Source organism: Pectobacterium jejuense, assembly GCF_026800125.1.
GTDB classification, from domain to species: Bacteria; Pseudomonadota; Gammaproteobacteria; order Enterobacterales; family Enterobacteriaceae; genus Pectobacterium; species Pectobacterium jejuense.
In genome coordinates this window covers 231,046-245,436 of record NZ_JAPQKX010000005.1, presented here as the reverse complement: position 1 = coordinate 245,436, position 14,391 = coordinate 231,046, and the positions used below count along the sequence as shown (strand labels likewise).

At 49.9% G+C, this 14,391-nt stretch carries 13 protein-coding genes and 1 pseudogene; 11 read left to right on the top strand and 3 right to left on the bottom strand.

Going from position 1 to position 14,391, the window contains the following annotated elements; translation table 11 throughout:
* Nucleotides 1-2 precede the first annotated feature (2 nt).
* Together NXT09_RS11530 and NXT09_RS11525 are read right to left on the bottom strand one after the other, a co-directional pair.
* On the bottom strand, nt 3-1,580 hold the full coding sequence (locus NXT09_RS11530) for an ABC transporter permease (RefSeq protein WP_268579755.1): 1,578 nt from the start codon (nt 1,578-1,580) through the stop codon (nt 3-5).
* A gap of 155 nt (nt 1,581-1,735) precedes the next feature.
* The gene (locus NXT09_RS11525) at nt 1,736-2,752 is read right to left on the bottom strand and encodes an iron ABC transporter substrate-binding protein (RefSeq protein WP_268579754.1); all 1,017 of its coding nucleotides are present in this window, start codon (nt 2,750-2,752) and stop codon (nt 1,736-1,738) included.
* Between the two features lie 500 nt (nt 2,753-3,252).
* On the opposite strand from NXT09_RS11525, the gene NXT09_RS11520 reads away from it, so the two are divergent.
* Nucleotides 3,253-3,576, top strand: a complete 324-nt coding sequence (locus tag NXT09_RS11520) for a PTS sugar transporter subunit IIA (RefSeq protein WP_010280285.1) — start codon at nt 3,253-3,255, stop codon at nt 3,574-3,576.
* Between the two features lie 98 nt (nt 3,577-3,674).
* On the opposite strand, the gene NXT09_RS11515 is transcribed toward NXT09_RS11520, so the two are convergent.
* Nucleotides 3,675-4,115, bottom strand: a complete 441-nt coding sequence (locus tag NXT09_RS11515) for a (R)-mandelonitrile lyase (RefSeq protein ID WP_370690943.1) — start codon at nt 4,113-4,115, stop codon at nt 3,675-3,677.
* Here NXT09_RS11515 and NXT09_RS11510 point away from each other — a divergent pair.
* The 10 genes and pseudogenes from NXT09_RS11510 to cml all read left to right on the top strand — a co-directional run.
* Entirely contained in the window at nt 4,114-4,248 is a 135-nt protein-coding gene (locus tag NXT09_RS11510) for a hypothetical protein (RefSeq protein ID WP_268579752.1), read from the top strand. The genes NXT09_RS11515 and NXT09_RS11510 overlap by 2 nt on opposite strands.
* A gap of 188 nt (nt 4,249-4,436) precedes the next feature.
* A complete protein-coding gene (locus NXT09_RS11505) occupies nt 4,437-5,330 on the top strand; it encodes a LysR family transcriptional regulator (protein WP_268579751.1) in 894 nt (297 codons plus the stop codon).
* Between the two features lie 91 nt (nt 5,331-5,421).
* Nucleotides 5,422-5,808 (top strand): hypothetical protein, encoded by a 387-nt coding sequence (locus tag NXT09_RS11500; protein ID WP_268579750.1) that lies wholly within the window; start codon nt 5,422-5,424, stop codon nt 5,806-5,808.
* A 456-nt stretch (nt 5,809-6,264) separates the two neighbouring features.
* Entirely contained in the window at nt 6,265-7,401 is a 1,137-nt protein-coding gene (locus tag NXT09_RS11495) for a D-alanyl-lipoteichoic acid biosynthesis protein DltD (RefSeq protein ID WP_268579749.1), read from the top strand.
* 129 nt (nt 7,402-7,530) lie between these two features.
* Entirely contained in the window at nt 7,531-8,649 is a 1,119-nt protein-coding gene (locus NXT09_RS11490) for a membrane-bound O-acyltransferase family protein (RefSeq protein ID WP_268579835.1), read from the top strand.
* Nucleotides 8,646-10,079 carry an AMP-binding protein gene (locus NXT09_RS11485; RefSeq protein ID WP_268579748.1) on the top strand — a complete coding sequence of 478 codons (1,434 nt, stop codon included), beginning with the start codon at nt 8,646-8,648 and terminating at the stop codon, nt 10,077-10,079. Before NXT09_RS11490 ends, NXT09_RS11485 begins: the two co-directional genes overlap by 4 nt.
* Before the next feature lie 17 nt (nt 10,080-10,096).
* Nucleotides 10,097-10,318 carry an acyl carrier protein gene (locus NXT09_RS11480; RefSeq protein WP_010300175.1) on the top strand — a complete coding sequence of 74 codons (222 nt, stop codon included), beginning with the start codon at nt 10,097-10,099 and terminating at the stop codon, nt 10,316-10,318.
* 239 nt (nt 10,319-10,557) lie between these two features.
* Entirely contained in the window at nt 10,558-11,436 is an 879-nt protein-coding gene (locus NXT09_RS11475; protein WP_268579747.1) for a TauD/TfdA family dioxygenase, read from the top strand.
* Nucleotides 11,433-12,866: an FAD-binding protein gene (locus NXT09_RS11470; protein WP_268579746.1), complete on the top strand. Its 1,434-nt coding sequence runs from the start codon at nt 11,433-11,435 to the stop codon at nt 12,864-12,866. The genes NXT09_RS11475 and NXT09_RS11470 overlap by 4 nt, the downstream gene beginning before the upstream one ends.
* A 266-nt stretch (nt 12,867-13,132) precedes the next feature.
* Nucleotides 13,133-14,305 (top strand): annotated as a pseudogene (cml, locus tag NXT09_RS11465) (CmlA/FloR family chloramphenicol efflux MFS transporter); the annotation flags it as partial.
* Nucleotides 14,306-14,391: the final 86 nt, after the last annotated feature.

Below are 14,391 nucleotides of genomic sequence, written 5' to 3'. Positions count from 1 at the left end.
GATTACAGCCCCGCCATTTTTTGTGATTGCGTGTAGAGAAACCAGGTCCACGGCAGCGACAGTAGAACCAGAATAAGCGCGTAGGGTGCCGCCGCCGGATAATCAATCTCACTGGTGAGCGCCCAAAAGCCAGTCGCCAGCGTGCGGGTGCCGTTGGGCGCCAGCAGCAGCGTAGCGGTCAGCTCGTTGATGATCGCCAGAAAGACGAGCGTTGCCCCGGTGGCGACGCCGGGCGCGGCCAGCCGAACGGTCACGGTCATTAACGTCTGCAATGGCGAACGCCCCAGACTGGCGGCGACCTGTTCCAGCTCCACCGGAGCCTGTGCGATACCGGCGCGTAGATTAACCAGCGCCCGTGGCATAAACATCAGCAGGTAAGCCAGCAGCACGGTGAATTCGGTCTGATAGAGCGGCCTGATAATGTGAATCGTGGTAGTCACCAGCGCCAGCGCGACGACGATACCCGGCAGAGAGCTGGTGATGTAATTGCACCCTTCCAGAAACCGATACAGGCGGCTGGGGTGGCGAATCGTCAGCCAGGCCATCGGGATCGCCGCCAGCGTCGTCAGTGCGGCACCGCTCAGCGCCAGCGTCATGGTCTGGCGAAAGGCATCAAACAACTCGCGGCGCTGCCACACCTCCCAGCCGCCAAACCACAGCCAGCGAGACAGCGTAATAAAAGGCACGCCGAGCGTTAGCAGCACCAGCGTCGCCAGTAGCAGCAGAGCCAGTAACAGCGGAAGCCGCGACAGGCGTACTAGTGTGACAACCTGTGGCGCGCCAGAACCGACATGGGCATAGCGCGTGACGCCGCGTACGCGGGCATCCGCACACAGCAGAAACAGGCACAGCAGCGCCAGCACACCGGCCAGCATGTTGGCCGCCGGACCGTTAAACGTTGACTGGAACTGATCGAAAATCGCGGTGGTAAAGGTATCGAAGCGGATCATGGCGAACAGGCCATATTCCGCCAGCAGATGCAGCGCAATCAACAGCAGTCCGCCGCCGATAGCTAGCTTTAGCTGCGGCAGCACCACGCGGAAAAATACGATAATGGGAGGCACGCCCAGCGTAGCCGCGACATCTTCCAGCGCGGGGTTAAGCCGTCGCAGTGTGGCGGCACAGGGTAAATACAGAAACGGCAAATAGGCGACGACGGATAAAAACACGCCAGCCGGTAGGCCGTGCAGGCCGGGCGAGGTACTGATCCAGGCATAGCTTTGTACAAAGGCGGGTATCGCCAGCGGCGCGGTGAGCAGCAGTGACCACAGGCGTCGGGCGGGCAGGGTGGTACGTTCCGTCAGCCAGGCCAGCAGTACGCCGAGCACCGTGCAAATCGGCAGCGTCAGGACAACCAGCAGCACCGTGTTGGTCAGCAGTTCGCCGACGCGAGGGCGCAAGAGCAGCGAGCGCGCCGTTTCCCAACCGGTATCAATGCTCACGCCAATCACAAAGCCCAGCGGAATAAACCCCAGCAGCGATAGCGTCAGGGCGACGATCGTCAGCAATGCCGCTGGCTTGCGTAATGGCGGAGAAGGGGCGGTGAACGGGGTGGTTTCGCTGTAGCTAACGTTTGTCATACGGCCTGTGGCTGCCTCGTTAGGACGATATTTTAAGACGGTGAAGCCGCGCAGAGCGGGCATTCAGGTGAGAATTCGTCAGGACGCGAACGCCCTGACGAAAGGAGCTGTCGTTGTAATCTAAGTATTGCAATCTATGCGTGACAACTCACGTATTACAACAGACCTGCCTGAGTCATCAGGTCCACGACTTTTTTGCTGTTGAGCTTGGCGGCATCGACTTTCGGCGCATCCAGATCTTTCAGCGGAACCAGTTTGTCATTTGAGGCTGCGTTGATGCCAACGGCATATTCAAACGCATCGTTGGTGCGTAAGATCTCCTGACCGGATTTGCCGGTAATCCACTTAATGAAGGCCTGTGCGTCTTTCGCATGTTTGCTGGATGCCAGTACGCCGCCGCCGGAAATGCTGACGAACGCGCCCGGATCTTTATGTTTGAAGTAGTACAGCTTCGTGTTGTTACTGTTTTCGCCGGTTTTAGCCTGATCGACAAAACGGTAATAGTGATAGATCACGCCGCTATCAATCTGACCCGTGTTCACGGCTTTCATTACCGTGCTGTTGCCTTTATAGGCGGTGAAGTTCTCTTTCATGCCTTTCAGCCACGCCTGTGTGGCTTGCTCCCCCTTCAGCTCCAGATAGGCGCTGACGATGGCCTGAAAATCTGCACCGGACGGAGACGCGGCCCAGCGGCCTTTCCATTCTGGCTTCGCCAGATCGGCTAAAGATTTCGGCAGTTGAGCGTCGGTAAATTTGGTCGGATTGTAGACAAAAACGGTGGAGCGTGCGGCAATCCCGATCCAGCGGCCGTGGGATGGACGATAGTCAGACGGCACCTGAGCAAGGGTCGCGTTATCCAGCGGAGCAAAGAGATTGGCGTTATCGACCAGCACCATCGACGGTGAATTCTCAGTCAGGAACACATCGGCAGGGGAGGATTTCCCTTCCTGCACCAGTTGGTTGCCCAATTCGGTGTCGCTGCCATTGCGCAACGTCACCTTGATGCCGGTTTCTTTGGTAAAACCGTCAACCCAGGATTTCACGAGGTTTTCATGTTGGGCATTGTAAATCACAATCCCTTCATCGTTTTCTGCTGCGGTTGCCGATGCGCTGAGAGCCAAACCGGAAGCGAATAAAACGGCAGAACTCAGCAATCCAAAACTAAGCTTCATATTATTTACCCTTATCAATACCTGTCGTGTTTGCGTATGGCTGGCTTACATGGGAAGCCCTGCGTCACTCACGATAGCTACGCTAGCTTAGCGACACAGGCCGATAGGTCGCGGCAGTCGACGATGGATTCTAAATGTTGATAATAATAATGATAGTTATTATTATTTCGCTTTCTTAAGGTTAAATTAAGGTTTCGGTGGGTGTGATCTTTCGGTCATCACTTTATTTCAAGGCGTGTCGCGGTATGAATTTGTATAAATCTATTGTCTAAAAAACAGGCTGACGTATCTGTGAAATTTATTTCATCGGAAATGAGACATAACGTCATGATTTACAGAAACAAATCCTGATTGATCATCTATATTTACTCTGCAGGCTGTGAGTAGCGATACAACAAATGCACCGTACTTGCTTCGGTGTCACGTGCGCTTGTCTGCAATTTGGGGCTAATTGACCGACAAAAAGGTGACACAGCAACTGATATTCGGGGGATGGAAGAATGGATGTAGAAACGCGGATGATTGAGCTTATCGTTAAATCTGGCGAAACACGTTCCTGCGCAATGGAAGCACTGAGATCCGCTCGCCGAGGGGAGTGGGATCACGTCGATGAATTATTAAAAATGGCGGCGGTGGCGCTGAACCGGGCGCAGTTGATCCAGACCGGATTTATTGGCAACCAGAGTAAGGAAAAAGCCAATATCGAACTTATCGTGGTGCACGCGCAGGATCACCTGATGAATGCGATGCTGTGCCGTGAGCTGGCTGAAGAGATTATTGAACTCAGAAAAGAGGTCTCTGGCGTCAATCTCCACATGCGCTAGCCGCATCGCGGAGCAAAGGAAAAAGCCATTCAGTTTCACGCTGAGTGGCTTTGCTGTTTCTACCTGCCGCTGTTTTTTATCGCGACGCTTTACTTAGGCTATTTCCCGTTTCCGTACTGCTCGTCGCTGACTTTTTCCAGCCATTCGACCGGGCTGCCGTTAAGCGATTCGGCAATGGCAATGTGCGTCATAGCAGTTTGTGCTGTCGCGCCGTGCCAGTGTTTTACGCCTTCAGGTATCCAGACGATATCACCTTGATTGATCTCCTGAATCTCGCCGCCCCATTCCTGAAGCCAGCCCCGACCTTGCGTGACGATCAGCGTCTGACCGAGTGGATGGGTATGCCATGCCGTGCGGGCACCGGGTTCAAAGGTGACCGTCGCGCCACCAACCCGAGCGGGGGCGGTGCCCTGAAAGGGCGCATCGAGACGTACATTACCGGAAAAATAGCTTTCCGGGCCAGGTTGGGACGGGTGTGAACCACTGCGGGTAATTTTCAATTTTTCCTCCGTTCCGGCAATCGTAGCTGGGGCTAACATGGATAACATCACGGCAGAGGCGGCAAGTCATCTCATGGAAAGCGTAGCTGTTATTGAAAAATTTGTAGTTATTGAAAGATTCGCTGTGATTGAACTATTCAGTGTTGTGAAAGATGAAAGACAGCGACTGTGAAAAACGTTACTGCGATTTACGGAGAAGCACCAGAGGACAAAACCCGTAAGCGGCTATGAATTATATTCATTAATTACGCCGCGCAATGCGGGGATGCTATGTCCCGCTGCTGATTTTCAGCGTGGCGTAATGAGCAATTGACCGTTTCACATGGATATCATTCATGGCACCACTCTTCGGACACTCTGATGTTAAAAGAAAATTTTAATGACCTCATTTCGTTCCTTGTGGTGGCAAGAGAACGTAGTTTTACCAAAGCGGCGGCGAAGCTTGGGCTTTCCCAGTCGGCGCTAAGCCATTCGATTCGCGGCCTTGAAGAACGACTTGGCGTGCGTTTGCTGACCCGAACCACGCGCAGCGTCGCGCCGACGGAAGCGGGGGAGAAGCTGGCGCATAGCCTCGGTCCGCACTTCGCGGATATTGAAAGCGAGCTGGTGGCGCTGGGCGACATGCGCGAACGGCCTGCGGGGAATATCCGTATCACAGCGGGGGAGCATGCGGTTGATTCAATATTATGGCCGGTGTTAAAGCCATTTTTGGCGAATTATCCCGATATTAACGTCGAAATCACGGTGGATAATGCCTTAGCCGATATTGTTCTTGGCCGCTTTGATGCGGGCATTCGCCTGGGTGAACAGGTGGAAAAAGACATGATTGCCGTGCGTGTCGCACCGGAAATGAGCATGGCGGTGGTCGGCTCCCCGAACTATTTCGCCCGCAATTCTGCCCCCGCGACGCCACAGGATTTGCAGCATCACCGCTGTATTAACATGCGTCTGCCGACGATGGGCGGCATCTATGCATGGGAATTTGAAAAAAACGGTCGGGAAATCAAGGTGCGCGTTGAGGGACAACTGACTATGAATAGCCTGCGCCAGCGGATCGACGCGGCACTCATCGGGCTTGGTCTGGCCTATGTGCCGGAAGATTCGGTGCGAGATGACATTGCCAGCGGGCGTCTGATCCGGGTGCTGACGGAATGGTGTCCACCGTTCCCCGGCTACTACCTGTATTATCCCAGCCGCAAACAGCATACCACTGCCTTCTCACTGTTTGTGGAAGCACTGCGCTACCCGCGTTAGCGGCTGGGCTATTGAGCTGTGAGTCAGGCGATTAAAAAGCGTTTGAGATAATCGATTCCACCGACAAATTTTGAATATTCAAGGAAATGAAATGTGTTCTGATAATAATGATGCGCTTTTAGCGATTTTTTCTGGTGAGTTTAGTGTTAGCGACGATGCCTGGACGTTGGATGCCGTGCGGTGGGGTTTTGTTGAGAAGAAAAAGATTATCGCCAGCTTGAAAGGGAAAATGGGGAGCGGCCCGTTTAATGCAGAGATCGAGCTATTATGGCGGGAAGAACTCGGTGACTATTTCGGCAGAGGTGAAATTACCTATGATAATTATCGATCGGAATATAAAACCAATAGCTTCGCAATAAAAATCATGGCGTCAGATATTTATATAGAAGACGATATTTGCGTTATTGACGATGCTGAATGGCTGGAGAATGGCTATCCATATTCATTCTATGGTGATTTAGAACGGGTAGCGAATTGACGTAAATAGCGGTTATTTTCAATAATGACCGCTATTTTTCTATCCTGCTATTCTACATTTCTCTGAATCACATTAACTGTACAAGAAGTAGTCAAAGACTGAACTGGGCGTTACCGCTCCTTATTCACATAACGCCTAAAGCGCTTGAACCTCATCATCCCCGCAATCACGAGCAAACTGAGCCTCACGGCGTTGCTGTCACCGAGCTTTTACTACCGTATCTTCAAACCGCGTAAGTGATAGTGGATGCAGGAGAACCCTTCTCCTGTCTCGATCGCGCGGGGCTCGTCAGCCTTATTCTGTGACGGACATAAACACTGTACATACCGTTACACAGCAACGCTCATCATCGCAGATAAGCCTGGTATATAATCCAAAAATACAGGGATAAATTTACTGTGAAGATAGAAAATCACAAATTTTAAACAAATTAACACTATGTCATTTTACTTTTAGATGAAAATTAAAAATACTCTCGGTCTACATATCCTGATGGCCACTCTGGCCATCTTGTTTCTTAGCGTTCCCCCGCTGGTGACGAGCGTTGATCCTGCGCTAACGTTCCAGCCACTGATTAAAACAATGGAAGGAACGGTAAAGGAACAAAAGGAAAAGATAGCCACCATTTCCCATGCTTTACAGGGAAATGCGATTTTCTTTCTTGGGGCTTCCGAGGTCTCTACATCTGAAGATGAACATTACGCAGTATATAATTACTTTAATAACCAGCTACACCGCCCGGTGGTGGCCTATGGCGATAGCTTTGTCGATAACGTCACACATTTTTTGCTGTTTTCGCGTTTTAAAAATGAGCTTAATGCGAACAGTAAAGTTGTTTTGCTGCTGGCACCCGATAGCTTTTATTCAGACGGTATTCCGCCGGCCATCTTTGCCAACAATTTTCCCGCATCTATTTTTGATCCGCTGATGAAGGATGACCAGACGCGTCCCTTTCTGGTCAATTATCTACAACATATCGATAAAGAAGATATAAGCCATTTAACGTTCGGCCAAATGAAAGTCTATGGTTGGGATCCGCAAATTATCTGGCAGGAAGTGAGTTATCAATTTGCAAATTTCTGTGAGCTGATAAAAAACTACTGGCTGTCGATATTACATATTGTCCCTCAGTCCACACAACCGTGGCCTCAACAGCCAACTGCCAATATGACTCCAGACTGGAATCGCGAGTTGGATCAGGCTCGTGTACTGAACCAGTCCCGTCAGCAAAGTGCAGACACATTGTGGATGGATAAATCTGTTTTTGCGGACGATAAAACGCCGGAAGAGTGGGATGACGCGCCGATTATTCCGGCGCAGATGGAGGCATTACGGGCGACGATCAAACTGCTGAAAGCGCGCAACGTCCAGTTTGTTGTCATCGTCGATCCGATTAATCCGTGGGCGATTAATAATTCCGAGAAATTTCAACCGGTCGATAGCCAAATCCGATCGATGCTGGAAGAAAATCAAGTTCGCTATTTTGATATGTATGCGCAGCCTTATCAGAACGGCTGGAATTGGGATCGCCTGCACCCAACCGAACCGGCATGGGTCGCGATGGATCAATTTATTGCAGAGAGTTTTAAATGATGAAATCTGCCATTCGCCTTTTTTTCCTTTATCTCTTTCTGGCAGTCACTATCGTCGCGTGGACGTCTGTTGATGAAAGCATGAGTTTAAAAGTGCATTTTGAATATCAAAAATTCTGAAGGATGAATGATGTATAGTTCCGGGGCATTTTTTTTCTTTCTGTTTTCATCCGCGTTACTGTTTGCGCTGGTTAATCGCGTATTCCGTTATCGGCTGACATATTTATCTGCCTTTTCCATACTGGCGGTATTCGGCTGGGGATATATTTTCCAGGGGGATTACCTGGTTCCCGTGGCGGTGTTCCTGAGCTTTTATATTCTCGTCACCTTAAAAGAGAAAGGCTGGTTAAAAACCTGGCAGGCGGTCAGCCTGACGCTGCTGCCGCTGTTTCTGGTGAAACTACACCTTAATAACCACTGGGGCATGATCGGTCTGTCCTTTATGACCTTCCGCGCCATTGATGTGCTGCTTTATCGCAGTAAAAAAGATGGCCAGAACTTCCTGCACTACTTCTGCTACCTCTTTATGCCTTTTATTATTCTGGCTGGCCCGATGTACCGCTGGCGGACATGGGTGAGTGACATTAATAAACCGGTCTTCACGATAACCCGTGAACAGTTTTTAGTGGCGATGGAGCAGATTTTTACCGGCATTATTCAGAAGTTCTTATTTGCCATGCTGATCAATAATCTGGTGATTGAGTCGTGGAGCCAGCGCCCGTTTACGTTAAGCGTGGGGGTCGTGATGTCGCTCGCCTACAGCGCTTATCTTTATTTTGATTTTGCTGGCTACAGCAATATGGCTATCGGGGCGGGGCGCTTATTTGGCCTGAATATCCCAGCCAACTTCAATCTGCCTATTTTGGCGAAAAACCCGCAGGACTTCTGGCGACGCTTCCACATCAGCCTGTCTGAATGGCTGAGGGATGTGGTCTTTATGCCGATTTATATGAATCTGATGAAGCTCGATTTTTTCCGACAGAACAAAACGTTGGCACAGAATATTGGCATCTTCTGCACCCTGTTTTGTATGGGGGCATGGAATGGGCTTGAACGACACTATGTCATCAGCGGCGCACTGTTTGGCGCCATTTCCGTTGCCCACAATATGTTGCAGTGGTCAGCCAAACGCAGTCCGGCGCTGAGCAATTGTCTGCATCATCCGGTTATTGTGTTCATCGGTCGAATTCTGACGCTGGCAAGCGCTGCGGCCTCCCTCTACATCTTTAGCGGAATGTCCCCACTATGAACCTTCACTCAGAGCTTCAGGAACTACAAGATTTCCTCCGGGCGGCATTACTCGATCCCGCGAACCCAGATCAGTTGGCGATTAGCGGTAGCGATGACGCGATGACCTGGCAGCAACTCTCCGTCGCCGTGACAGATTGGGCGCATCGCTATCAGCACTGCCAGCAGCCCGCGGGGCCGCCAGTCGTGCTATATGGGCATCAGCAGGCGGAGTTTGCCGTGGCGATCTATAGCTGTCTGCTGCATAACATCCCGTATATTCCGGTGGACTGCATCTATCCGCAGGAGCGGCTCAACGAGATTTGCCATCTGGCAAGCGCGCCTTATTACTACGATGTAGCAACCAGACAGTTCATTGCTACCGGTGAAGCAGGGCAGGCGTTGGTCGAGCAAGATCTTGCCTATATCATGTTTACCTCCGGCAGCACTGGAAAGCCTAAAGGGGTGCAGATCGGGCGTGAAAGCCTGTGGCACTTCATGAAGTGGGTGCGCCAGGATTTTTCGCTGCCGGACCTACCGGTACTGATGAACCATGCAGTGTTCAGCTTCGATCTCTCTCTGATTCCGCTGTTGGCGAATCTGGCGACTGGGGGGCACATCGTTCTGAATGCGAAAGAGGATATCGCGGCAGAAAACTGGCTCGATCGCCTGAAAGACAACGACGTTTCCGTCTGGGTTTCAACGCCATCCTTCGCCTACCAGAGGCTGCTGTCTCCCCAGTTCAACAGTGAATATTTACCTGAACTTAACGTCTTCGTGTTCATTGGCGAAGTGCTCAACAAGGCGTTGGTAAAACAGTTACGCCGCCGCTTCCCGCATGCCAAAATTCTCAACTCCTATGGCCCAACGGAAGCGACAATCGCGACCACCGTCATCGAAATCACCGATGAAATCCTGCACAGTGAGAACGATCTGCTGCCGGTTGGCGCGATGATGCCGGATTCCAGAATGGAAATTACGTCTGAGGGCGAACTGATCATTTGGGGAAAAAACGTGATGCGCGGCTACCTTGGGCTGGCGAAAGAGAATGCGGAGAAATTGCTGCATCGGGAGAGCGAAGCGTTCCGGGGCTACAGAACTGGCGACCTGGGATATGAAGACGGGCTGCTGTACTGTCAGGGACGCAATGACAGCCAGATCAAACTGAATGGCTATCGCATTGAAATCAATGAGATTGAAAATCGTCTGCTGGCGATATCCGACATCAGCGAAGCGGTTGTTCTGCCGTTGATGAAATCGGGCGGTGGCGTTCTGCGCATCGCGGCGTTCTGCGTGACGAACTTAGCGCCAGAAGCGATTAAAACGTCGCTCTCGAAGGTCATTCCGCCTTACATGGTGCCTTCCCAAATTATTATCAAAGATGCGTTGCCGCTTAATCCTAACGGCAAAATTGACCGTAAACTGCTGGACAGCCATGCCCGCACGATCTAATGACTCAGGAAAACATGATGGAACAAGAAATACTCGCGCTGTTTGAAAAGATCTTATCCCGTAAAGTGGGCTTTAACGATGAGCTGATTGAGTCCGATATTCTCGACTCTATTCTGGCGGTCGACTTGGTGCTGGAAGTGCAGGACGTTTACGGCTGCGTGATCCCACCGACCGAAGTCGCCACCGTCCTGAAGACCCCGGCAGATTTGGCTCGCTACATCGAAGAGAACCGCGGCTAAGCCTGAAGCGGCGACGGTTTTTTCTCGTGATTTAAAGACCTCGGATAGGTTTATCTGGGGTTTTTTAATTGGGGGTTATCAAGTTCCATTACATCATTAGATATTGGTGAAAAGAGGAGAGCAGTGATTCTATATTCAAACCACCCTAATTATTATAATTGTATCCGTGGTGTTGAATATTTGTTGCCGATATTATCTGAAAAGATCTTTCAGCGATGGATAATATACGGAGAAGTAAAATGGACGCATTCACTTTAGAAGATCGATTTGATTATCATCCTTTAACCCATTCCCAAGGTGAAACCTGTCACTTTGGTGTACGTATTGAGCCTAAACAGTCAGGCGTGCATATTGGTGAATTATCACCGACCTGGCTGCGTACATTAGTAGAAAACCAACAATTAGTGGTACTGCGGGGCTTTGATAGCTTTACGAGTGCAGAAAATTTAACAACATACTGCGCAGCCATTGGTGACATTATGCAATGGCCGTTTGGCGCGGTGCTGGAGCTGGTTGAACAACCCGATGCTACCGACCATATCTTTGCTAACAACTATGTTCCCTTGCACTGGGACGGTATGTATCTTAAAACTGTGCCGGAACTACAAGTCTTTCAATGCGTATCAGCTGTTGGCGAAGGGCAGGGTGGGCGAACCACGTTTTCGAGTACCACCACGGCGTTACGTCTGGCGTCACCCGAAACCAAGGCGCTGTGGCAGCGTGCCACAGGTCAGTATCAGCGCGCAGTCGAGCTATATAGCAGTACCGCTCAGGCTCCTATTATCGAACAGCACCCTTACCGCACGTATCCCGTCATTCGTTTTTGTGAGTCGCCGATTGCTGGCGATAAAGAATTCTTAAACCCATCAACGTATCACTTCTCCGGCATTGAACCTGAAGAGCAAGAGCAATTACTCAGCAGCCTGCAACATGCTTTATATGATCCACGGGTTCAGTATGCTCACCAATGGCAAAGCGGTGACATTGTCATTGCAGATAACTACTCGTTATTACACGGTCGTGAATCTTATGCCAGCCAGAGTGGCCGTCATCTGCGCCGGGTGCATATCCATGCTAAACAGCCACTGAATAACCCACATTTGGTGCAACCGTCATGAAACCACAGCATGTTGATCTCATGATTATCGGTGCAGGGCCTGTCGGTCTGGCCTGTGCCTATCTTGCTCAGCTGTCAGGTTTAAGCACCGTCATTATCGATAAATCATCAGGGCCGCTAACGGTAGGCCGTGCTGATGCGCTAAATGCCCGCAGCTTGCAGCTGTTTGAAATTATCGGTTTATTCGACGAGCTTTATCCCTTGGGCAAAGCCTGTAATACCAGCTCAGTCTGGTCAAAAGGTAAATTTATTTCACGCCAATCTACCTGGTGGGATGCTTTAGAAGGCTGTTTTCACAAGCATTTTTTAATGATTGGTCAGGCTTATGTGGAACAAGCGCTTGATAATAAGCTCACCGAGCTAAATAGGGCCGTGCGCCGCAATACCTCTGTGGAAGATATTGTGCTGGAGGAAGACGGCTGCCTCACCACGCTTACCAGCGGTGAGACCGTCCGTTCCCGGTATTTGATTGGTGCAGATGGTTCACGATCGTTTGTGCGTCAACACTTTGCTATCCCGTTTGAGATCACTCGACCGCAAATTACCTGGGCAGTGATTGATGGCGAAATAGAAACTGATTTCCCAAAAGTACCGGAAATTATTGTTTTCCAGGCAGAAACCGCCGATGTCGCCTGGATACCACGTGAAGGTAAGATTGATCGTTTCTATATCCAGATGGACAGTGAGGATTTCACGCAACAGCAGGCGATAGATAAAATTAACCATGCTCTGCAACCACACAGTCTGCGTTTCAAGTCGATTGAGTGGTACTCAAAATTCTCGGTTAAAGAGTCTGTGGCAGAAAACTATATCTTTGAAAATAAATTATTTATCGCTGGTGATGCGAGCCATATTCACTCGGTAAATGGTGGGCAAGGGTTAAATACGGGGTTGGCCGATGCATTTAACCTCATCTGGAAAATGGCGATGATTACTCATCATCATGCGCCCCAAACGCTATTACAGACTTACGAAACGGAGCGAAAAGCAGTCGCGCTGGAAGTCGTAAAAACGTCAGCGGAACTCGTGCGTTCAACCAAAACCTCAGAGACAGGCACCCATGCCGATGATTACGTCAAGATTGTCGAAAAGCGTGCGGGTTACATCACGGGTATGGGCGTTCGCTATGGAACAGGTGGGCGTGTTGGCGAAAGGCTGCATGATTTTATGTGGAGCGATTCTCAGTCTAGTCAGTCGGGCAGAATTTACTCACATTTAAATTATCGCAATTACAGTTTGCTTATCATCGGCGCGGCGACGGTACCTGCATCACTGCCTGATATCGTCACTGTCCTGCACGTTGAAACGGGAAGTAGCCCCTATTCCGATCAATATCTGTTAGTTCGACCAGATGGCTATATAGCAGCCACCGCTCCTCTTGACGACCCTTCCGCGATCGGTCATTACTTTAGCGACTGGCGAGTTCAATAGCATAAACGTTGCCGGCTCAGTGAGATTGCACTGAGCCGATTTTTCTCTGTCGAATATGATGTATGCGCGCCTGTTACAGCCTATTATCGCCAATAATCCCCCAATCCGTTACTATACGACATTATCCCCGAGTGATGAAAACCAAGAGCATGACCAAAAAAGCAGATAACTAAGCCGCAACAACTCCCATTTACGTTGTTGCGGCGCTTTCAAAGCTCCCTTTGCTCTTAGAGCGCCGCTAAATCCTTTATTCAGGAGATAATATCGTGCGCTCAAAACACACTATCTGGCCTTACTCGCTTACCGCAACGTTATTACTGTTATCACCTTTTGATCTGTTGGCTTCACTGGGCATGGATATGTATCTGCCCGTTGTGCCCTATATGCCGGATGCTATAGGTACGACCCCAGAAGTCATTCAGTTAACATTATCGATTTATCTCGTCATGATCGGTGCCGGACAACTGTTATTCGGTCCGCTGTCTGACCGTTTTGGCCGTCGCCCAATATTGCTGTGGGGCAGTTTTGTTTACCTGCTTGCATCATTTGGACTTGCTGTCTCGTCTTCAATAAATCTATTTCTGGTATGCCGTTTCGCACAGGCATGTGGAGCCTCAGCTTGTTTGGTGGCGATGTTTGCTACTGTTCGCGACATCTATGCAGGTCGTGAGGAAAGTCATGTTATCTATGGAATTCTGGGATCCATGCTCGCCATCGTACCGGCGGTTGGACCTATTATGGGGGCGTTAATCGATATGTGGATGGGATGGCGGCTAATTTTTGCCGTCCTCGGTATTTTGATGGCAATCGCTTATGTATCTGCATGGCGGTTTTGGCCTGAAACCCGGCATCAGCGAACTACGGATTTACGCTGGTCACAGCTTTTGCTCCCGCTGAAAAAAATGAACTTCTGGCTTTATACCTTTTGTTACAGCGCAGGGATGGGGAGCTTTTTTGTTTTTTTCTCAACCGCACCACAAATAATGATGGGCAGACAAGGCCTGTCACCGCTTTTATTCAGCATGGTTTTTGCTACTGTCGCTATTGCAATGATGATCGCGGCTAGAATGATGGGGAAATTAATTCCTGTCTGGGGAAACTTTAAAGTCATGCGAATAGCGATGGGATGCCTTATTTTAGGCGGAATGATGCTGATAATCAGTGAATTACTGTTGCCGTTTTGGGTGCCAGGTTTTATTGCACCAATTTGGATAATAGGAATTGGCATTGCTATGTCGGTTTCCATTGCGCCTAATGGGGCTTTACAGGGATTTGATGAGATAGCAGGAACGGTTACTGCAGTTTATTTCTGTTTAGGTGGAGTATTATTAGGCAGTATTGGGACGGTCATCATCTCTATTTTCCCAGTTGGCACAAGTTGGCCGATCGTTGCTTTTTGCTTCATACTCGCGGCAATCGTCATCGTGTTGTCCAGCATACTTGCGTCGGCTAATCGTATTGTCAGTTAAAGTCCTGTTAGTTATTTAGTTTTTATCCTTGTACGCAATGGAAATATCATTGCGTA